The organism is Pseudoduganella sp. S-14 (assembly GCF_049913285.1).
In the GTDB taxonomy this organism is placed as follows: Bacteria; Pseudomonadota; Gammaproteobacteria; order Burkholderiales; family Burkholderiaceae_D; genus Rugamonas.
In genome coordinates this window covers 378,276-397,278 of the sequence record NZ_CP183991.1, presented here as the reverse complement: position 1 = coordinate 397,278, position 19,003 = coordinate 378,276, and the positions used below count along the sequence as shown (strand labels likewise).

General features: G+C 58.3%; 22 protein-coding genes. 5 read left to right on the top strand and 17 right to left on the bottom strand.

Going from position 1 to position 19,003, the window contains the following annotated elements; genetic code table 11:
* Positions 1-4: 4 nt before the first annotated feature.
* From ACN9MZ_RS01860 to rsgA, 4 genes are all read left to right on the top strand, one after another.
* Entirely contained in the window at positions 5-1,486 is a 1,482-nt protein-coding gene (locus ACN9MZ_RS01860) for a DUF4178 domain-containing protein (protein ID WP_426340643.1), read from the top strand.
* Positions 1,483-1,644, top strand: a complete 162-nt coding sequence (locus tag ACN9MZ_RS01855; RefSeq protein WP_426340642.1) for a hypothetical protein — start codon at positions 1,483-1,485, stop codon at positions 1,642-1,644. Before ACN9MZ_RS01860 ends, ACN9MZ_RS01855 begins: the two co-directional genes overlap by 4 nt.
* The gene (gene speD / locus ACN9MZ_RS01850; RefSeq protein WP_426340641.1) at positions 1,641-2,000 is read left to right on the top strand and encodes an adenosylmethionine decarboxylase; all 360 of its coding nucleotides are present in this window, start codon (positions 1,641-1,643) and stop codon (positions 1,998-2,000) included. Before ACN9MZ_RS01855 ends, speD begins: the two co-directional genes overlap by 4 nt.
* A gap of 208 nt (positions 2,001-2,208) precedes the next feature.
* Positions 2,209-3,222, top strand: coding sequence for a ribosome small subunit-dependent GTPase A (rsgA, locus tag ACN9MZ_RS01845; RefSeq protein ID WP_426340640.1), 1,014 nt, complete (start codon positions 2,209-2,211; stop codon positions 3,220-3,222).
* Here rsgA and ACN9MZ_RS01840 read toward each other — a convergent pair.
* Positions 3,219-3,608, bottom strand: a complete 390-nt coding sequence (locus ACN9MZ_RS01840) for a VOC family protein (protein ID WP_426340639.1) — start codon at positions 3,606-3,608, stop codon at positions 3,219-3,221. The genes rsgA and ACN9MZ_RS01840 overlap by 4 nt on opposite strands.
* 90 nt (positions 3,609-3,698) lie before the next feature.
* Between ACN9MZ_RS01840 and ACN9MZ_RS01835 the strand changes: the two genes are divergently transcribed.
* On the top strand, positions 3,699-4,280 hold the full coding sequence (locus ACN9MZ_RS01835) for a hypothetical protein (protein ID WP_426340638.1): 582 nt from the start codon (positions 3,699-3,701) through the stop codon (positions 4,278-4,280).
* A 63-nt stretch (positions 4,281-4,343) separates the two neighbouring features.
* Here the strand turns inward: ACN9MZ_RS01835 and ACN9MZ_RS01830 are convergent, their stop codons facing one another.
* The 16 genes from ACN9MZ_RS01830 to mnmG all read right to left on the bottom strand — a co-directional run bounded on the left by ACN9MZ_RS01830 (position 4,344) and on the right by mnmG (position 18,983).
* Positions 4,344-5,027: an SDR family oxidoreductase gene (locus tag ACN9MZ_RS01830; RefSeq protein WP_426340637.1), complete on the bottom strand. Its 684-nt coding sequence runs from the start codon at positions 5,025-5,027 to the stop codon at positions 4,344-4,346.
* Between the two features lie 100 nt (positions 5,028-5,127).
* Positions 5,128-5,895, bottom strand: coding sequence for a glycosyltransferase family 25 protein (locus ACN9MZ_RS01825; RefSeq protein ID WP_426340636.1), 768 nt, complete (start codon positions 5,893-5,895; stop codon positions 5,128-5,130).
* Positions 5,885-7,129: an O-antigen ligase family protein gene (locus tag ACN9MZ_RS01820; protein WP_426340635.1), complete on the bottom strand. Its 1,245-nt coding sequence runs from the start codon at positions 7,127-7,129 to the stop codon at positions 5,885-5,887. Before ACN9MZ_RS01820 ends, ACN9MZ_RS01825 begins: the two co-directional genes overlap by 11 nt.
* A 246-nt stretch (positions 7,130-7,375) precedes the next feature.
* Entirely contained in the window at positions 7,376-7,801 is a 426-nt protein-coding gene (locus ACN9MZ_RS01815) for a F0F1 ATP synthase subunit epsilon (protein WP_055939532.1), read from the bottom strand.
* 55 nt (positions 7,802-7,856) lie between these two features.
* Complete coding sequence (gene atpD / locus ACN9MZ_RS01810; protein ID WP_426340634.1) at positions 7,857-9,257, bottom strand: F0F1 ATP synthase subunit beta; 1,401 nt, start codon at positions 9,255-9,257, stop codon at positions 7,857-7,859.
* A gap of 30 nt (positions 9,258-9,287) precedes the next feature.
* The gene (gene atpG, locus ACN9MZ_RS01805; RefSeq protein WP_426340633.1) at positions 9,288-10,160 is read right to left on the bottom strand and encodes a F0F1 ATP synthase subunit gamma; all 873 of its coding nucleotides are present in this window, start codon (positions 10,158-10,160) and stop codon (positions 9,288-9,290) included.
* Between the two features lie 45 nt (positions 10,161-10,205).
* The gene (gene atpA / locus ACN9MZ_RS01800; protein ID WP_426340632.1) at positions 10,206-11,747 is read right to left on the bottom strand and encodes a F0F1 ATP synthase subunit alpha; all 1,542 of its coding nucleotides are present in this window, start codon (positions 11,745-11,747) and stop codon (positions 10,206-10,208) included.
* Positions 11,748-11,795: 48 nt separating this feature from the next.
* Positions 11,796-12,329 carry a F0F1 ATP synthase subunit delta gene (locus tag ACN9MZ_RS01795; protein WP_426340631.1) on the bottom strand — a complete coding sequence of 178 codons (534 nt, stop codon included), beginning with the start codon at positions 12,327-12,329 and terminating at the stop codon, positions 11,796-11,798.
* A gap of 2 nt (positions 12,330-12,331) precedes the next feature.
* Complete coding sequence (locus ACN9MZ_RS01790) at positions 12,332-12,802, bottom strand: F0F1 ATP synthase subunit B (RefSeq protein WP_426340630.1); 471 nt, start codon at positions 12,800-12,802, stop codon at positions 12,332-12,334.
* A 38-nt stretch (positions 12,803-12,840) separates the two neighbouring features.
* Entirely contained in the window at positions 12,841-13,119 is a 279-nt protein-coding gene (gene atpE / locus ACN9MZ_RS01785; protein ID WP_028103378.1) for a F0F1 ATP synthase subunit C, read from the bottom strand.
* A 72-nt stretch (positions 13,120-13,191) separates the two neighbouring features.
* The gene (gene atpB / locus ACN9MZ_RS01780; protein ID WP_426340629.1) at positions 13,192-14,013 is read right to left on the bottom strand and encodes a F0F1 ATP synthase subunit A; all 822 of its coding nucleotides are present in this window, start codon (positions 14,011-14,013) and stop codon (positions 13,192-13,194) included.
* A 19-nt stretch (positions 14,014-14,032) separates the two neighbouring features.
* Entirely contained in the window at positions 14,033-14,401 is a 369-nt protein-coding gene (locus ACN9MZ_RS01775) for an ATP synthase subunit I (RefSeq protein WP_426340628.1), read from the bottom strand.
* Between the two features lie 246 nt (positions 14,402-14,647).
* Positions 14,648-15,535, bottom strand: coding sequence for a ParB/RepB/Spo0J family partition protein (locus ACN9MZ_RS01770; RefSeq protein WP_426340627.1), 888 nt, complete (start codon positions 15,533-15,535; stop codon positions 14,648-14,650).
* A gap of 6 nt (positions 15,536-15,541) precedes the next feature.
* The gene (locus tag ACN9MZ_RS01765) at positions 15,542-16,312 is read right to left on the bottom strand and encodes a ParA family protein (RefSeq protein WP_426340626.1); all 771 of its coding nucleotides are present in this window, start codon (positions 16,310-16,312) and stop codon (positions 15,542-15,544) included.
* A 77-nt stretch (positions 16,313-16,389) separates the two neighbouring features.
* The gene (rsmG, locus tag ACN9MZ_RS01760; protein WP_426340625.1) at positions 16,390-17,055 is read right to left on the bottom strand and encodes a 16S rRNA (guanine(527)-N(7))-methyltransferase RsmG; all 666 of its coding nucleotides are present in this window, start codon (positions 17,053-17,055) and stop codon (positions 16,390-16,392) included.
* A complete protein-coding gene (gene mnmG / locus ACN9MZ_RS01755; protein ID WP_426340624.1) occupies positions 17,055-18,983 on the bottom strand; it encodes a tRNA uridine-5-carboxymethylaminomethyl(34) synthesis enzyme MnmG in 1,929 nt (642 codons plus the stop codon). The genes rsmG and mnmG overlap by 1 nt, the downstream gene beginning before the upstream one ends.
* Positions 18,984-19,003 lie beyond the last annotated feature (20 nt).

Here is a 19,003-nt window from a genome sequence, read left to right as displayed (position 1 = left end):
CCGCATGCAAACAGTTTCCTGCCCTAGCTGCGGCGCAGAGGTCAACTTCCGCTCGCACGCCTCCGTCATGGCGGTGTGCGAGTATTGCAACACGCGCGTACTGAAAGAAGCCGGCGCGGTCAAAGACCTGGGCAAGATTTCCTCCGTGCTGGAGGACTATTCCCCGATCCAGGTCGGCACCAGCGGCGTGCTGGGCGGCCGCAATTTCAATGTCGTGGGCCGCATCCAGCTGCGTTACGACGCGGGCATGTGGAACGAGTGGTTCATCGTCTTCGATGACGCCACCAGCGGCTGGCTGGGCGATGCGTCCGGCCAGTACACAGTGACCACGCTGCGCAAGCCCGATGCGCAGTTGCCGGCCTTCGGGGATATCCAGCCGGGCAAGCCCTACCAGTTGGTGGGCGCTCGCTATATGTCGGCCGACGTCAGGACTGCGCAGTGCATCGGCGGCCAGGGTGAACTGCCGTTCAAGGTAGGCGACGGCTGGGAGGCGAAAGTCGCCGACTTCCGGCGCGCCGATCATTTCATCACCCTCGATTATTCCGACGAGGGCCCGCCGCAAATGTTTACCGGCGTTTCGGTCACGCTGGAAGCCATGCAGGCCCAGTTGCTTCGCGATGTGGAGGAAATCAAGCGCACCAGCGGCCGTTACCGCGGCAAGCTCGATGCGCTGGACTGCCCAAACTGCGGCTCCCAGATCAAATACCTGCCCGGCCTGACGGCAAACCTGGTTTGCCAGGCATGCCAGACCGAGATCGATGCCGCGAGCCCGAAGGCCGAAGTCATCGCTATCGGCCAGCGGCAGGAGAAGGAGTACTTCACGCTCCCACTGGGCGCTTCCGGCAAACTGGGCAACCAGGACTTTACCGTCATCGGCGTGATGCGCCGGGCCGACGACGAAGGCAGCGGCTGGACCGAATACCTGTTGTACGGTAGCCGGAACGGCTTCACCTGGCTGGTCGAAACGGCAGATGGCTGGTCGCGCGCCAACGTCATGGATCAGTGGCCGGACGCCAAGGAATTGGATTCGCAAACGGTCACCTTCGACAAAGCCGACTACAGCAAACTGTATGACTACAACTCTGTCGTCACCTACGCGGCAGGCGCCTTCAATTGGCGCGTGCAAGTGGGCGACCACACCCACGTCTACGAATACAAGCGCCAGCAGGTAACGCTGGCGGCCGAACTGACGACCACTGAACTTGGCTGGTCGCGCTCAGCCCCGGTGGCGTGGGACCAGCTCAAAGCCTGGTTCGGCGACGCCGTCAAAGGAGAGGACAAGACCAGTGGCGAGGTTGCACAGGATTTCAGCAAAGGCCGCTACAAGCGCTCAGCCAAGAACTGGATGATTGGCATCCTGGCGCTGAATGCCATTCCGTTGCTGTTCAATTTCGGCGGCACCATTGGCGTCACCATTCTGGCCTGCCTTTCGCTCTACCTGCCGGCGCTGGTGCTGGACGCAATCGACGACCAAACAAAAAAATGAATAAATTCTTCGGCTACGCCCTGGTGGTGAGCATGTTCAGTGTCGGCACCAGCTGGATTAACTTTATCAAAGAGCCTTCATCAAGCAGCGGCGGCCGCGGCAGCAGCTGGTCTTCCAGCTCAGGGAGCTGGGGCGGTGGCGGCGGAGGCCATAAGTGAGCATTCACCAACCCAGCGGCACGCACCTGCTGGCCGACATGTCCGGCATCGAGCCGGGCTTGCTGGCGGACTGCGCGAAGATTGAGCAATTGCTACGTGGCGCGGCGACGGCAGCCGGCGCACAAGTGCTGCACAGCCACTTCCACAGCTTCGGCAGTGGCCTGGGTGTGACCGGCGTGGTGCTGCTGGCCGAGTCCCATATCTCGATCCACACTTGGCCGGAAAACGGCTTTGCGGCCGCCGACATCTTCATGTGCGGCGCTGCCCAGCCACACCTGGCGCTGGAAGTGATCGAGGAAGCGCTGCAGCCCGAATGCTCCGAAGTCCGTACCGTCGATCGCGAGCCACCACATTGACTTGCCCTGCCGCTGGTGCGACACTGGCGGCTTTCCCACCAACCTGACAGGAGATTTGCCATGCGTTCGTTTGATCTTGCCCTCCTGTCGGCTGCCTGACCTTCAGCGTTTGAGCTAGAGCGCCCGGCCGGGCGCCGACATTTCCAGACTAATCCTGCTTGCCGCGCCGCGCGTGGCTGGCCGTGTTCACCCATGGAAAACGCTCATCATGATCGACTTCGACTACGAAGCTTTACGCAGCATCGGACTTAACAACACCATCATTTCTCGCCTGGCCGAGGCACCTGCCGGCCGCCTGTACCGCATCACCGAATTTCAACGCGACCGCATCAGCCTGCACGACGGCGCGGCCGAAATTCATGCTCGCGCCCTGCCCCGCCTGCTCGCCGAAACGCCGCTTTGCGTTGGCGACTGGGTGATCGCGCAAGCAAACTCCTTGAACGAGGTGTGGATAAATCATCGCTTATCCCCAATGAACCAGTTCACCCGCGCCGACTCGCCGCCCATAGCGAGCAATATCGACACCGCCTTGCTGGTCATGGGCCTGGACGGCGATTTCAATTTGCGCCGCATCGAACGCTACCTGGCGCTGGCTGCGGCTGCCGAAGTCACGCCGCTGATCATCCTCAGCAAGCTCGATCTCTGTACCGAAACGGAGAGCCGCGTGGCTGCGCTGACGGAACGTCTGCCGCCGCGCACGCAATTCCTGTTGGTGAACGGCACGAATGCTGAATCCGTGCAGCAGCTGGATCCGTGGCTGGGGCCCGGACAAACAATCTGCCTGCTCGGTTCTTCCGGCGCCGGCAAATCAACCCTGACCAATGCCCTGGCTGGAGCAACGCAGGAAACCGGCGGCGTTCGGCGCACGGACCATCGCGGCCGGCATACGACAACCGCCCGGTCGATGCATTTCTGCGCTTCCGGCGCCTGCATCATCGATACGCCGGGCTTGCGCAGCCTGAGCCCGGAATCCTTGTCGTCGGCTTTCGACGATATCGAATCGCTGGCTGCCGCCTGCCAATTCCGCGATTGCCGGCACGAAGGCGAACCGGGCTGCGCATTGCTGGGACAGGTGGACCCCGACCGCCTGCACAATTTCCACAAGCTGCAGCGCGAGGTGCGCCGCAACCAGCAAACCGCGCTGGAACGGATTGCTGAACGGCAGAAATGGAAGTCGCTGATGAAGTCGGCCGCTGCACGCAGCCGGCAAAAGCGCAGCTAGCTTAGCTGTACGGTGGCCTCGATATTGTTGCCATCGAGGTCGATAATGAAGGCGCTGTAGAAATTTGCATCGCTGACGCGTGGACCCGGTGGGCCGTTGTCTTCGGCTCCCAGGTCCATCGCCGCATGGTAGAAGGCGTTCACGGCATCCTGGTTCGGCGCGGAAAACGCCAAATGAATGGGACTACGCGAAGGCTCATGCCCGTTCTCCCAATAGCTGGGAATCTCCGCGCCGACCCACAAGAAAGGATGGCCGGTAGCAGAAGCATAAATGGCCCAGTCCAGGTCGGTCACCGCACGCCGAATCCCGAGGGGCGCCAGGCAAGCGTCATAGAGCGCCGCGCTGCGTACGAAATCCGAAACGACGATACCGAGATGGTGGATCATGGCTGCCTCCCATCGCTACTTTTAGTTTAAGACTAGCACCGCGACTGGGCGGGTGGCGCACCACTCAGCCAGCCGGTCGGGTAAACTGTCATGACTAAACACAAGAGGTTTCACACCATGCGCAAAGCCGCGCCACTCGCCCTGCTACTCGCCCTCGCCGGCTGTGGCGATAGCTATACGCCCGCGTCGCTGTACCAGGCCACGTCCCCTGATTGCAGCACGCCGGTAGACGCCGATACCTTTGAACTGCCGCGTGGTATCACGGTGGCGGCCACCACCGTCTTGCCGCAACCTGCCGAAGGCGGCATGGAAATCGGGGTCAACTACATGCTGCCCCGCACCACCCAGGTCCACTTTGCCACTGCCCACTTCCAGGTCAGCCAGCCGAAAGGCCCGCTGATTGAAAACGCGACCGTGCTGAGCGTCTACCAGCGCCCGACCAACGGCAAGCCCGAGATGGTGGAAATCGTCAACGGCGTGCCGCTGGTGCTGTTCGCCGTCGGCACCAGCGACGACACCCAGTTCCGCTACCGGCTGATCATCAAGGGCAAGATGCCAAAGCGCTTCGACCTGACCCCGCCGGACGTGCTCATTGGCGGCAAGCGCTACGTGTCCCGCACCTTCACCTACCGCTGGTTCGAGGACAAGCAAGCCTACGGCATGTGCCATTGACCCCGTCTGCGCGCACCGGATTTCAATCTCCTGACACCAATGCGTTCTGTGGCTGAACCAGGTTCAGGTACATGGGATCGCAGCGCCGTGGATAGCGCGCGCAGCCGGGCTGCACAGGTACAGGATCACGTCGGCCAGTGCTTCTGGCGGAACCCATTTGCTGCGGTCGGCATTCGGCATGGCAGCACGGTTGTCCGGCGTATCGATGGTGCCGGGCAGGACGCAATTGACGTTGATGCCGTGACCACGCAGCTCGGCCGACATTGACTCGGTCAGCCGAATTACAACGTCCTTGCTGGCACAGTAAGCACCCATATTCGCCATGCCCTGCCGCGCAGAGCCGGAAGCGATGTTCACGACCTTGCCGCCCAGCCCGTCCAGCATGCCGGGCACCACCGCCGCGACCGTATTGCGCAGGCTGCGCACATTGAAATCGAACAGCTCGTCCCATTGCGCATCCGTCGTCGCATGCACGGGCGTACCCATCGCAAACCCGCCCGCAATATTGCACAGCACATCGATACGGCCGAAGCGTTGGACAGCGGCATTTGCGGCGGCAGCGACAGACGCGGCATCGCGCAGGTCGGCCACCGCCAGCATGCGCCGTGCGCTGGCAGGACCACAAGCGCTTTCCAGGCGCGCTGTTTCGCGTCCGATCAAGACAGTGTTGGTTCCTGCATCATCGAATGCCCGCGCAACAGCGCTGCCGAGGGCGCCCGCTGCGCCGGTGATCAAGATCGTGGTCATGGCATCTCCTCTATGTTGCGTACGCAGGTGCGCACGTGTCTAAAGTGGGCGTTCAACCTGGCCTGAAAGAGACAAAAGGCAGCCAAGCTGCCTTAATAATTCACCAGGTTTCATCCTGTTTGGATACACGCTGGAAAGGTCTGATAAGGAGCTGGTTGATAAATTTATGGTAGAAGAGTTGATGTAAGTGGTAACCGATGCTCCGTTTCAACTGTACACCTTGTCTTTCGGACTCGAGATTGGAGAACTGTGCGTGCTCGGAGAGGCCCACGCAATAAGGCACAACCGCTTTGATTGTCACAAAGTCCCGGTTAAATACAGCCCAGTCATCGGCCACTGCCCATACCGGGTAGAGATTGTCGAGTAGCTGCTTCGCGGCGGCGCGCGTAACGAAATAGCCATTTGCGCGAATCGGCGTGCCGTAAATGTCGGCTACCATGTATTTTTCATCGAGGCGCCGGGTCTTTCTATTCTTGTATTTCCGCACATGATTCAACAAGAAAACGACCGGTTCGGTACTGGCATATTCGCGTTGCAGCCCTGATAAAACAGCGGGCAGATCCTGGCTTAGTAGCGCGTCATCTTCCAGCACCAGCGCATACTGCATGCCTTCTTCAAGCATTTTCCGATAAGTGAACACATGGCTAAGCGCGCAGCCAATCTCGGAAGGCGTCAGGTCATGCGACAGCTCAATGGCACGGCGCTTATCGTAGTGCTGCGCCAGTTCTTCCGGCGTTAAAAACTTGCCGTAGACGGCACTGAAGATCGTGTAGGGGATGCCGGCTTTTTCAAGTTGCCGTGAGATGTACTCCCGCCTCTCGACATCCTTCTCGAGATTGATAACGAAACATCCAACTTCATTTCTCATAAATTAACTCCGATGGCAGCGGAGACTTGATACTTTTCTCCAGTTCCTCTTGCCTGTTGATGACTAATGCCGACAGGGCCGCCACGCTGATGATGTAGAAGTCGCTGCACAGGTTCGAATAGAACATAGTCTCGGTCAGGCCAAAGGCTAAGAACGCCATGCTGGTGGCCAGCCCCATGCCGGCTGCTATGCGTTGCTGCGAGTCTGCGCTCCGCAAGAACTTTTTAAACCACAGGCCAGGTACAAGATAGAGTGCCAGTAAGGCAATGGCACCAGGTGTTCCCAGCGTCGCCATGAAGTGCAAAAAGTCATTGTGAGAATGGAGTTGCATTCCCGCTTGCGGTGTAATTACCCTGTCCCTTGCCAATCTTCTCAGCGTTTCCTCATATGGCGCAGTGCCAACGCCGAAAACTGGATTCTCCCGGAATATGTTCCAGGAAGCTTGCCAGAGCTGCAGGCGGATGCCGATCGACGTTTCAGCTTTCGGCTGTTCGGCATAATGTACGGTTTCGGAATAGGCGAGTTCGATCCGCGTTTTCGTGTAAGGCAAAGAAACCATCGCCGCGGCAAGCAGCAACATCGAAACAACCGATATAACGATCTTACGGCGATTGTGCATGCCCTGCTTAAGCGACACGGCAATCAGAATGAAGACGGGAACTGCGATCCAGCTACCACGAGTGCCCGACATATAGGAGGCAACGACACTCAATACGCACGCCCCTACTTTGATCGCCAACGGTGCGATTTCGTCTCGCGTATTCCATCCAATGGAAAGCAAAGCCATGCATCCCATCAGCAGCGTCAGGTTCGAGAACAGAATGAACGGGTTTGCGATGATGCCGCCAGGGCGTTCGCTCACTCCATAGGTCGTCCAGATCAACGCGATCGAGCAGAGCACAGCCCCAATTACCCAAGACCACTGAAGAATACGGAGCTTATCGCTCGATAGTAGTAAGAACACCCAGAGCAAAAGCGGAAATACGGCAAGTTGCAGCCCTTTTTCAAAAGGCTTGAACACGAATGCGCCATGTGCAGCTTGATTAAGCAGGACTGCGATGAGCATGCCCGCCATTGCAAGATGAATACACCAATATTTCTTTAAGATGTCACGAAATGACTTCCCGCCCGGCTTTATCCCAAGCGCAAGGCCGCCAACAGAACACAATAGCAGCACGTAGAAGTTGAAACGCCGGCCGACGGGCAAGATCAACAACACGGTGGGGAAAGACACTAGGAGTACGCTGAGAAGACGGTGCAGCTGGGATGTCTTTGTACTAATCATTTACGGTATTGGGGCGTCCACAAAAGGCGCCAGTGTTAGGCTTTGCTTGAGACAGGGATTATACAGAGTCCGATGCAGCGAACCTCATAATCTGGCCCTGGCGCGCGGAGCCGATCTGGTTGGCCGATTCCAGGCAGTCTGTAGAAAACAAAAAGGCAGCCGAGGCTGCCTTTTCATTGCGACGAGAAGAAGGGATCAGCCCTTGATCTTGCGCAGTTTTGCGATCGCTGCCAGCTGGCCGATAGCCGCCGCCAGTTCCGCTTGTGCTTTCGCGTAGTCGATGCCGGTCTGCTTGTTCGCCAGGCTTTCTTCCGCCAGTTTCTTGGCAGCTTCAGCTTTGGCTTCATCCAGGTCGTGACCACGGATCGCGGTGTCAGCCAGGACCGTCACGGCGTTTGGCTGCACTTCCAGCAGGCCGCCGGCGACGAAGACGAACTCTTCTTCAGCCTGGCCTGGGATCTGGATGCGCACCGCGCCCGGACGGATACGGGTGATCAGCGGGGTGTGCTTAGGGTAGATACCCAGCTCGCCCTGCTCACCCGGCAACGCCACGAAAGTCGCTTCGCCCGAGAAGATCTGCTCTTCGGCCGAAACCACATCAACGTGAATAGTGTTTGCCATGTTTATCCTCTGTAGCTATAGCGGCCCCGATGAGGAGGCCGCTACGACAATCGAATTAGCCCAGTTTCTTGGCTTTTTCGATGGCTTCTTCGATGGTACCAACCATGTAGAAGGCCTGTTCTGGCAGGTGGTCCAGTTCGCCGGAAGCGATCATCTTGAAGCCCTTGATCGTGTCTTTCAGCGAAACGTACTTGCCTGGGGAACCGGTAAACACTTCAGCAACGTGGAACGGCTGGGACAGGAAACGCTGCATCTTACGAGCGCGTGCCACGACCAGCTTGTCTTCCGGAGCCAGTTCGTCCATACCCAGAATCGCGATAATGTCGCGCAGTTCTTTGTAGCGCTGCAGGGTGCCCTGTACGGCGCGTGCGGTAGCGTAGTGCTCTTCGCCCACGACCAGCGGGTCCAGCTGGCGGGAAGTCGAATCCAGTGGGTCAACCGCAGGGTAGATACCCAGTGCAGCGATGTCACGGGACAGAACGACGGTGGAGTCCAGGTGACCGAAGGTGGTCGCTGGCGACGGGTCGGTCAAGTCATCCGCTGGAACGTACACGGCCTGGATCGAGGTGATCGAACCGGTCTTGGTGGAGGTGATACGCTCCTGCAGACGGCCCATCTCTTCAGCCAGGGTAGGCTGGTAACCCACTGCGGAAGGCATACGGCCCAGCAGAGCGGAAACTTCGGTACCGGCCAGGGTGAAGCGGTAGATGTTGTCCACGAAGAACAGAACGTCACGGCCTTCGTCACGGAAGGACTCAGCGATGGTCAGGCCGGTCAGCGCCACGCGCAGGCGGTTGCCAGGTGGTTCGTTCATCTGACCGTAAACCATGGCCACTTTGGAGTTGGCTGGGTTTTCCAGGTCAACCACTTTGGCGTCAGCCATTTCGTGGTAGAAGTCGTTACCTTCACGGGTACGCTCACCAACACCGGCGAACACGGACAGACCCGAGTGCGCTTTAGCGATGTTGTTGATCAGTTCCATCATGTTCACGGTCTTGCCCACACCTGCACCGCCGAACAGACCAACCTTACCACCCTTAGCGAATGGGCAGACCAGGTCAATCACCTTGATGCCGGTTTCCAGCAGGTCTTGGGATGGGGACAGTTCGTCGTAAGCAGGCGCTACGCGGTGGATCGAAGCAGTCTGCTCGTGGGAGACAGGACCGCATTCGTCGATCGGGTTGCCCAGCACGTCCATAATACGGCCCAGGGTAGCTTTACCCACTGGAACCATGATTGGTTTGCCGGTGTTCTGAATCATCATGCCGCGACGCAGACCGTCGGAGGAGCCCAGAGCAATGGTACGGACAATGCCGTCACCCAACTGCTGTTGCACTTCCAGGGTCAGCTCGGAGCCTTCCATCTTCAGCGCGTCAAAAACCTTAGGCATCGCGTTGCGTGGGAACTCAACGTCCACCACAGCGCCGATACACTGAACGATTTTGCCATCAGCCATGTTCGTTCCTTCAAATATAGTTAAATTCGTTTAAACCGCTGCCGCACCGGCGACGATTTCAGACAGTTCTTTGGTAATTGCAGCCTGGCGGGTCTTGTTGTAGACCAGCTTCAGCTCACCAATCACGTTGCCGGCGTTGTCCGATGCGGACTTCATCGCCACCATACGCGCCGATTGCTCGGATGCCAGGTTTTCAGCAACGGCCTGGTACACCAGCGCTTCAATGTAGCGCTCGAGCAGTTCGTCGATCACGGAAGCTGCGTCTGGCTCGTAGATGTAATCCCAGTTGTGGGACTTGTCATCGGCCTTCATCTTGTCCGCGGTCAGCGGCAGCAGCTGCTCGACCATCGGCTCTTGCTTCATCGTGTTGATGAACTTGGTGTAGCACAGGTAAACGGCGTCCAGTTTGCCTTCCTGGAATTTCTCCAGCATCACTTGCACCGGGCCGATCAGCTTTTCCAGATGCGGCGTATCGCCGATCTGGGTAGCTTGTGCGACCACGGGTACACCGATGCGGTTCAGGAAGCCCAAACCTTTGTTACCAATTGCGACTGCTTCAATCTTGTTGCCTGCAGCTTCCAGCTCGCGGGTCTTGTTGGTCACCATACGCAGAACGTTGGTGTTCATACCACCGCACAGACCTTTGTCGGTCGTCACGATGATAAAGCCCACAGCCTTGGCTTCCGTACCGGCTTCAGCCAGGAACGGGTGCGTGTACTCTGGATTGGCGTTAGCCAAGTTCGCAGCGATATTACGAATCTTGTCACTGTAGGGACGGGCGGCGCGCATACGGTCCTGCGCTTTGCGCATTTTCGATGCAGCGACCATTTCCATCGCCTTGGTGATCTTCTTCGTATTCTCTACGCTCTTGATCTTGCCACGTATCTCTTTACCTACTGCCATGATCCTTCTCCTTTGCGTGGTGGCCCGTTGCCGGGCCACCGTGTATTAGTTTGCGAAGGATTTCTTGAACTCGGCAATGGCGGCCGACAGCGCAGCTTCGCCGTCTTTGTCCAGTTGCTTGGTTTCTTCGATCTTGGCCAGCAGAGCGGAGTGCTTGGTCTTCAGGAACGAGTGCAGTTCGGCTTCGAAAGCCAGCACGCGCTTGACAGCGACGTCGTCCAGGAAGCCCTTGTTCACTGCGAACAGGGAAGCGCCCATCAGGGAAATCGACAGTGGCGAGTACTGAGCCTGCTTCAGCAGTTCGGTCACGCGGGCACCGCGGTCCAGCTGCTTACGGGTCGATTCGTCCAGGTCGGAAGCGAACTGCGCGAACGCAGCCAATTCACGGTACTGTGCCAAGTCGGTACGGATACCGCCGGACAGGTTCTTGATGACCTTGGTCTGGGCAGCGCCACCAACGCGGGACACCGAGATACCTGCGTTAATCGCAGGACGGATACCGGAGTTGAACAGCGAGGTTTCCAGGAAGATCTGGCCGTCGGTAATCGAAATCACGTTGGTTGGAACGAACGCGGAAACGTCGCCAGCCTGGGTTTCGATGATCGGCAGAGCGGTCAGGGAACCGGTCTTGCCCTTGACTTCACCCTTGGTGAAGGCTTCGACGTAGTCGGCGTTCACACGGGCAGCGCGTTCCAGCAGACGGGAGTGCAGGTAGAACACGTCGCCTGGGTATGCTTCGCGGCCAGGTGGGCGGCGCAGCAGCAGGGAGATCTGACGGTAGGCAACTGCTTGCTTGGACAGGTCATCGTACACGATCAGGGCATCTTCACCGCGGTCGCGGAAGTATTCGCCCATGGTGCAACCGGAGTAAGCCGAGATGTACTGCATTGCTGCGGATTCCGAAGCGGAAGCGGCGACAACAATGGTGTACTCCATCGCGCCGTGCTGTTCCAGGGAACGCACGATGTTCTTGATGGTCGATGCTTTCTGGCCGATAGCAACGTAGATACAGGTAACGCCCTGGCCTTTTTGGTTGATGATGGCATCAACTGCAACGGCGGACTTACCGGTCTGACGGTCGCCAATGATCAGCTCACGCTGGCCGCGGCCGATTGGCACCATCGCGTCGATCGACTTCAGGCCGGTCTGCATAGGCTGGCCGACGGACTCACGGGCGATAACGCCTGGAGCGATCTTTTCGATTGGGGAGGTCAGGGTGGTGTTAACAGGACCTTTGCCGTCGATCGGCTGGCCCAGGGCGTTAACCACGCGGCCACGCAGTTCAGGGCCGATTGGAACTTCCAGAATACGGCCGGTGCACTTGACGGTGTCGCCTTCGGAGATGTGCTCGTAGGCGCCCAGAATCACGGCACCAACGGAGTCACGCTCCAGGTTCATTGCCAGGCCAAAGGTGTTGCCTGGGAATTCCAGCATCTCACCTTGCATCACGTCCGACAGGCCGTGGATGCGGCAGATACCGTCTGCTACGGAAATTACGGTGCCTTGATTGCGCACTTCAGCGCCGCCATCAATGCCTTGGATCCGGCTCTTGATCAGCTCGCTGATTTCGGATGGGTTGAGTTGCATACTAACTCCTAAATGTTTTCTCTCTAGCTGTCGCGAAAGGCGGCCTGATTAGGCGACCAGCGCGGAACGCAGCTGCTGCAGCTTGGCGTTGACCGAAGTGTCCAGCACTTCGTCGCCAACCACGACGCGAACGCCACCGATCAGCGAAGGATCGACGGTCACGGCAGGTTTGAGCTTGCGGCTGAATTTCTTTTCCAGCGTCTTGATCAGCTCGGCCACTTGGGCTTCGCTCATGTCGAATGCGCTCGTGATTTCGGCGTCTGCCGCACCTTCGGCCGCGTTCTTCAGCAGCGCGAATTGGGCACCGATTTCCGGCAGCAGTGCGATACGACCGTTTTCGATCAGCATCGAGAGGAAGTTGTTCGCTTCCGCGTTGAGCGGCGATTTCAGCAAGGCCTTGATGGCTGCGATGACATCGCTATCCAGAACTTTTGGATTGCGGGCATATGCCAGCACCTCTTCATGCGAACCGATCTGGGCCATTTCGGACACCAGATCGGACCACTGCGCGAGGTTGCCAGCCTGGGCTACGCGGAAGAGGGCTTCCGCGTAAGGACGGGCGACGGTTGCGAGCTCTGCCATAATCAGAGCTCGGTAGCCAGGCGAGACAGCAGGTCAGCGTGAGCCGACGCGTTGACTTCGCGCTTCAGGATTTGCTCGGCGCCCTTCACAGCCAGGTCAGCCACTTGACCACGCAGCGCTTCGCGGGCCTGGGTTACTTGCTGCTCGGCTTCAGCTTTAGCTTGTGCCACGATACGGGCTGCTTCGGCTTGTGCGTTTGCTTTGATTTCTTCTGCGACCATTTGAGCACGCTTTTCAGCGTCCGCAACGAGCGACGAGGCATCGTTACGGGCAGCGGTCATAGCTTCTGCAGCGGCTTTTTCAGCCTTTTGCATGGAAGCCTGACCTTGGTCGGCGGCAGCCAGACCATCTGCAATTCGCTTGGCACGCTCATCCAGCGCAGAGTTCAGCGCCGGGAATACGAACTTCATCGATACCCAGACGAGCACCGCGAAGGTGAGCATCTGACCGAGAAGCGACATATTGATGTTCATACCTTGCTCCTAAAAATTTTCTCCAAAAGGGAGAAAGATTACTGAGCGTGGGCCAGCAGAGCGGTGACGAATGGGTTGTTGAAGGTGAACAGCAGAGCAACACCAACGCCGATCATCGAGATCGCGTCCAGCAGACCAGCGATAACGAACAGTTTGGTTTGCAGTTGTGGCATCAGTTCAGGCTGGCGAGCCGAAGCTTCCAGGAACTTGCCGCCCAGGATAGCGAAGCCGAGTGCGGTGCCGATGGCGCCCAGGCCAACGATGATTGCTACGGCCAGAACGGTCATGCTTTGTACTTGTGCGATCAGAGCTTGCATTAGATTTCTCCTAATTTAAAAAAAACGAAAATACCAAAAAACTAAAACCAAATACTACGAATAAGTTGCTGATTAGTGCTTTTCAACCGCGAGGGCCAGGTACACAACCGTCAACGCCATAAACACAAACGCTTGCAGAGTCACAACCAGAATGTGGAAGATTGCCCATGGACCGCCCAGCAGCCACTGTGCCCACCATGGCAGCAACGCGATCAGGATGAAGATCAGTTCGCCGGCGTACATATTGCCGAACAGTCGCAGCGACAGGGAGATAGGCTTGGCGAACAGTTCCAGCATCTGGAAGATGAAGTTCACTGGTGCCAGCAGGATGGTGCCGACGGTGCCGTGTGCGTGGAATGGCGCGGTGAACAGTTCCTTGCCCCAGCCGCCCAGGCCCTTGGCCGAGATCGAGAAGCCGACGATGCAGATCAGCACGCCGAACGACATGCCGAAGGTATGGTTCACGTCGGCGGTAGGAACAACGCGCAGGTAGTTGATGCCAGCGTAGCTCAGCAGCTTAGGCAGCAGGTCGACCGGCAGGAAGTCCATTGCGTTCATCAGCCAGACCCAGACGAAGATGGTGATGGCCAATGGAGCGATGACTTTGGATTTGGCGTGGAACGCGGAATTGACGGTGTCGTTCACCAGTTCCATGACCCATTCCACGAAGTTCTGCAGCTTGCCTGGCACGCCGGCGGTGGCGCGGCGGGAAGCCATGTAGAACATGCCCAGGAAAACGAAGCCCAGGATCAGGGAGATCCAGAAGGTATCCAGGTTGAAGGTGCCAGCAGCGACGTCGCCCGGAGTCAGGCTGTTGTGGGTCAAGTGGTGCTGGATGTACTCTGTGGCGTTAGCCGGGGCCGCGTGGCCGCCCGAAGCGTGTTCAGTAGTCATAGGTCCGAATTTTTAATGATTAAATCTTGAGCAGCGACAGCCAGTAAGCCAGGGATGCCACTACGAATCCTAGAATCAGCCATAACCAGGCGGCTGACTTAAACAGCACCAGTGCGCAAACAAACAGCACTGCCGTTACAAATACTTTGAGCATCTCGGCACGGAAGTGCGCCCGAAATGCCTTCTTTGCATGATCGGTGCCGCGCGCCACCATCAACGCGTAGACCAGGCTACCGATCACCGCCATACCGCCGCCCATGGCTGCGGACCAGCCTTTTTCCACCCCGGCGAAAAGCGCCACGGTAGCGGAAAAGAGGACGGCGATTGTGAACTGTAGGGCAACTACTCGGAAAACTGGCCAGGCGATACTTCTCGAAGAATCACTCACTTGCCACCATTCCTTTAGACCCAAAGACACGGGATTATAGTTTGTTTACGTTCCCAAGGTCAAACGTGGTGCATCGCAAAAAGTCGCTCTAACAACAACTTATTCTGCTGAAAAGGTAGGCATTTGGCGATTACTTGCGGGGTAATAAAAACCCGGAAAGGCGGGGGCGCCCCAAGGGTCGGACCCGGGTCTGCGGCAGCCGTCGGTCGGGCCAGACCCTCGGGTCTGACCCAGATTTACCGGGTTTTAGCTGCGCAAACGGGCAATTACCCCATCCAGAATATCGAGATCCGCGAAATCGATGATCATCTGGCCACGGCCTTTAGCCCCCATCTTGAAGACGACCGAGGTTGCCAAGGTATCGGACAACTCTTCTTCCAGCCGCTTGATGTCGCCCGACTTTTCCTTCGCGCGCGGCGCCGGTTTGGACTTGGCCTCTTCCATGTGGTTGTGGACAAGTTTTTCAGTCTCGCGTACCGATAGTCGTTTCGCTACAACAACATTCGCCAAGGCAATTTGTGATGCCGCGTCGACAGCCAGCAGGGCACGCGCATGGCCCATGTCGATGTCACCAGCCATCAGCATGGTCTGCACCGGCTCCGCCAGGTTCAACAGGCGCAGTAGGTTCGACACCGCCGAACGGGAGCGGCCGACTGCCTGCGCTGCCTGTTCATGGGTGAAACTGAAATCGGTGATCAGGCGATGGATACCCTGCGCCTCTTCGAGCGGGTTCAGGTCCTCGCGCTGGATGTTCTCGATCAGGGCCATTGCGGCCGCGGTCGTATCGTCCACATCCTTCACCAGGACCGGGACAGTTTCCAAGCCAGCAAGTTGTGCCGCACGGAAACGGCGCTCGCCGGCGATGATTTCATATTTGACATGACCGCTCGCCTTGTCGATGCCCACCGGCCGAACCAGCAGAGGCTGGATGATCCCCTGGGTCTTGATCGAGGAAGCCAGTTCCGCCAGGCTCCCTTCATCCATCTGGGTACGTGGCTGGTACTTACCGGCTTGCAGGAATTCAACCGCCATTTCCGACGGGGTCGGATGCGAAGTTGGATTGGACGGATCTTCGTCGCCGCCGAGCAGCGCGTCGAGGCCCCGGCCGAGGCCTTTCATTTTTTTGGTTGCCATCGTTGATTACATTTTCTTGATACGTTTGACCATCTCGGCGCCGAAGGCGATGTAGGCCTGCGCACCTTTCGACGTCGGGTCGAAGGTCACGCCCGGCATGCCGTAGGACGGCGCCTCGGCTAATCGCACATTGCGCGGGATGATGGTTTTGAATACTTTGTCGCCGAAGTGCTGCTCGAGCTGGGCCGAGACTTGCTGCGACAGCGTCATGCGCGGATCAAACATCACGCGCAGCAGGCCAATGATCTTCAGGTCCGGATTCAGGTTGGCGTGCACCTTCTTGATGGTGTTGACCAGGTCGGACAACCCTTCCAGCGCATAGTACTCGCACTGCATAGGAATGATCACGCCATGCGCCGCGCACAAACCATTCAGAGTCAGCATCGACAGCGCAGGAGGGCAATCGATCAGCATGAAGTCATAGTCTTTGGCAGCCAGGCCCAGTGCGTCGCGCAGGCGGCGCTCGCGATTCTCGAGCTGCACCATCTCGACTTCGGCGCCGGCCAGTTCACGGTTGGCAGGCAGCACGTCAAAGCCGCCCGCTTCCGAACGCACGCGTGCCGTCACCACGTCGGCACTGCCGAGCAAGACTTCATAGGTGGAAGCTTGGAGCGTCGCCTTATTGATCCCCGCGCCCATTGTCGCGTTACCCTGGGGGTCGAGGTCTACAAGCAACACTCGTTGATTTAGTTTGGCCAGGCCGGCGGCCAGGTTCACAGTCGTGGTAGTCTTACCGACGCCGCCTTTTTGATTTGCTACACAGAAAATTTTGGCCATCGAGTCTTCTTATATGGTCTAAATCGTTTATTCGGTATAAATCGTTTATACTATTTACTTCGTATAAACGATTAAAATTATTTATACTGTTTAGCCAGTTGCGTCCTGCCGATGAAAACCAGGTGGCGCTGTGCGTCGAGTCCTGGTACTTCCAAAGGCTGTAGCTCGTTCACTTTCCATGGTTCTGGCAGCCGTTCGCGCTCCTCTGCCGGCGCCGTGCCTTTCAGGGCGATGAATCGCCCGCCCTCTGCCAGCAGGTGCCCGGACCAGTTCACAAAGTCGCTCAGGTCCGCGAACGCGCGCGAGGTGATGACGTCGTAAGGTGTCTTGGCTTGCAGTTCCTGCACCTTCTTCGTGTACACCGTTACGTTGCCCAGTTCAAGCTCCGCTTTCACCTGGTTCAGGAAGGCTGTCTTCTTGTGCACGATGTCAATCATCGACACTTTCATGTCCGGCCGCGCGATGGCCAGCACCACACCTGGCAATCCGCCCCCTGCCCCAACATCCAGCACATTCTGCGCATCCTTGAAGGCGGGCACTGCTGCCAGCGAATCCAGTACATGCAGGGTCATCATTTCCATCGGGTCGCGCACGGCCGTCAGGTTGTACACCTTGTTCCACTTGTTCAGCAGGGCCAGGTAGTCCAGCAGTTTTTCCTGCTGTGCTTCGCTCAGGCCCAGTTCCAGCTCTTCGACTCCGTTCTTCAGTACGTGCGCCAGCGCGGCGCGATCAAACACCGCCATTAAGCTGCCTCATCTTTCAGCGTAACGAAACCACCGTAGCCGGCTTTCTTCAGGTGTACTAGCAGCAGCGAAATTGCGGCCGGGGTCACACCCGAAATGCGCGAAGCCTGGCCCAGTGTTTCCGGACGATGCTTCTGCAGTTTCTGACGCACTTCCATCGACAACGCCGTGATCTCGGCGTAGTTGAAGCCCTCAGGCAGCTTCAGGTTTTCGTAATGCTCATGGCGTTCCACTTCGCGCAACTGGCGATCGATGTAGCCCGAATACTTCAGGGTGATCTCGATCTGCTCCATCACTGCCTCGTCTGTAACACCAGGCCCCGCCAATGACTGGCCTTCATTGCCGGTCATGGTCATCAGCTTTTCATAGCCGACACCCGGACGGCGCAGCAGGTCGGCCAGCGAATATTCACGCTCAATGGCTTGGCCGATCACACGCTCGGACTCGGCTGCCGCCAGGATGCGCGGGTTGACCCAAGTCGATTTGAGGCGCTCGAGTTCCTGCGCAACGGCCTCGCGTTTGCGATCGAATGCTTCCCACTGCGCATCACCAACGACACCCAGCTTACGCCCGATTTCTGTCAGGCGCATGTCAGCATTGTCTTCACGCAGGCTCAGGCGGTATTCAGCGCGGCTGGTGAACATGCGGTATGGCTCTTGCACACCCTGGGTCACCAGATCGTCGACCAGCACGCCGAGGTAGGCTTCCGAACGGGCTGGCGTCCAGGCTTCTTCACCCTTGGTTTGCAAGGCCGCATTGATACCTGCCAGCATGCCCTGCGCTGCCGCCTCCTCGTAACCGGTGGTGCCGTTGATCTGGCCGGCGAAGAACAAGCCGTTGATCGCCTTGGTTTCCAGCGAGGCTTTCAGGCCGCGCGGGTCGAAATAGTCGTACTCGATGGCGTAGCCCGGACGCAGGATGTGCGCGTTTTCCAGGCCCTTCATCGAACGCACCAGCTCGATCTGCACATCGAATGGCAGGCTGGTCGAGATACCGTTCGGGTAGAACTCGTGGGTCGTCAGGCCTTCCGGTTCCAGGAAAATCTGGTGCGATTCCTTGGCCGAGAAGCGGTGGATCTTGTCTTCAATCGACGGGCAATAGCGCGGGCCAACGCCCTCGATCACGCCGGTGTACATCGGGCTACGGTCCAGGCCGCCTCGGATAATGTCGTGGGTTTTCTGGTTGGTATGGGTAACCCAGCACGGCAACTGCTGCGGGTGCATGGAGGTATTGCCCATCACCGAAAACACTGGCACTGGGTCCAGGTCGCCCGGCTGTTCGGTCATTTGCGAGAAGTCGATACTCCGGCCGTCAATGCGTGGCGGCGTACCGGTCTTCAGGCGGCCCTGCGGCAGCTTCAATTCTTTCAGGCGCGCAGACAGCGAAATCGCCGGCGGATCACCGGCACGGCCAGCCGAGAAATTCTGTAGGCCGACGTGGATCTTACCGTCCAGGAAGGTGCCGGCGGTCAGCACGACAGCACGGCCCAGGAACTTCAAGCCGATCTGGGTGACGGCGCCAACGACGCGGTCGCCCTCCACCATCAGGTCGTCTACTGCCTGCTGGAACAGCCACAGGTTCGGCTGGTTTTCCAGGCGATGACGGATGGCGGCCTTGTACAGGATGCGGTCGGCCTGGGCGCGGGTCGCGCGCACGGCAGGGCCTTTGGACGAATTCAGGATACGGAACTGAATCCCCGACTCATCGGTTGCGATGGCCATGGCGCCACCCATTGCATCAACCTCTTTCACGAGGTGGCCTTTGCCAATGCCGCCAATGGATGGGTTGCACGACATTTGCCCCAGCGTCTCAATGTTGTGGGTCAACAGGAGAGTCTTCTGGCCCATGCGGGCGGAAGCGAGGGCCGCCTCGGTACCGGCGTGACCACCGCCGACAACGATTACGTCGAATTCAGTAGGAAATAACATGGTAAAAATGGGGGAAAGCT

Bases quoted from the DNA above. Each gene is read 5' to 3' on its own strand.
- ACN9MZ_RS01860 (WP_426340643.1), top strand. From the start codon at position 5: ATGCAAACAGTTTCCTGCCCTAGCTGCGGCGCAGAGGTCAACTTCCGC.
- ACN9MZ_RS01855 (WP_426340642.1), top strand. From the start codon at position 1,483: ATGAATAAATTCTTCGGCTACGCCCTGGTGGTGAGCATGTTCAGTGTC.
- rsgA (WP_426340640.1), top strand. From the start codon at position 2,209: ATGATCGACTTCGACTACGAAGCTTTACGCAGCATCGGACTTAACAAC.
- ACN9MZ_RS01840 (WP_426340639.1), bottom strand. From the start codon at position 3,608: ATGATCCACCATCTCGGTATCGTCGTTTCGGATTTCGTACGCAGCGCG.
- ACN9MZ_RS01835 (WP_426340638.1), top strand. From the start codon at position 3,699: ATGACTAAACACAAGAGGTTTCACACCATGCGCAAAGCCGCGCCACTC.
- ACN9MZ_RS01830 (WP_426340637.1), bottom strand. From the start codon at position 5,027: ATGACCACGATCTTGATCACCGGCGCAGCGGGCGCCCTCGGCAGCGCT.
- ACN9MZ_RS01825 (WP_426340636.1), bottom strand. From the start codon at position 5,895: ATGAGAAATGAAGTTGGATGTTTCGTTATCAATCTCGAGAAGGATGTC.
- ACN9MZ_RS01815 (WP_055939532.1), bottom strand. From the start codon at position 7,801: ATGGCAAACACTATTCACGTTGATGTGGTTTCGGCCGAAGAGCAGATC.
- atpD (WP_426340634.1), bottom strand. From the start codon at position 9,257: ATGGCTGATGGCAAAATCGTTCAGTGTATCGGCGCTGTGGTGGACGTT.
- atpG (WP_426340633.1), bottom strand. From the start codon at position 10,160: ATGGCAGTAGGTAAAGAGATACGTGGCAAGATCAAGAGCGTAGAGAAT.
- atpA (WP_426340632.1), bottom strand. From the start codon at position 11,747: ATGCAACTCAACCCATCCGAAATCAGCGAGCTGATCAAGAGCCGGATC.
- ACN9MZ_RS01795 (WP_426340631.1), bottom strand. From the start codon at position 12,329: ATGGCAGAGCTCGCAACCGTCGCCCGTCCTTACGCGGAAGCCCTCTTC.
- ACN9MZ_RS01790 (WP_426340630.1), bottom strand. From the start codon at position 12,802: ATGAACATCAATATGTCGCTTCTCGGTCAGATGCTCACCTTCGCGGTG.
- atpE (WP_028103378.1), bottom strand. From the start codon at position 13,119: ATGCAAGCTCTGATCGCACAAGTACAAAGCATGACCGTTCTGGCCGTA.
- atpB (WP_426340629.1), bottom strand. From the start codon at position 14,013: ATGACTACTGAACACGCTTCGGGCGGCCACGCGGCCCCGGCTAACGCC.
- ACN9MZ_RS01770 (WP_426340627.1), bottom strand. From the start codon at position 15,535: ATGGCAACCAAAAAAATGAAAGGCCTCGGCCGGGGCCTCGACGCGCTG.
- ACN9MZ_RS01765 (WP_426340626.1), bottom strand. From the start codon at position 16,312: ATGGCCAAAATTTTCTGTGTAGCAAATCAAAAAGGCGGCGTCGGTAAG.
- rsmG (WP_426340625.1), bottom strand. From the start codon at position 17,055: ATGGCGGTGTTTGATCGCGCCGCGCTGGCGCACGTACTGAAGAACGGA.
- mnmG (WP_426340624.1), bottom strand. From the start codon at position 18,983: ATGTTATTTCCTACTGAATTCGACGTAATCGTTGTCGGCGGTGGTCAC.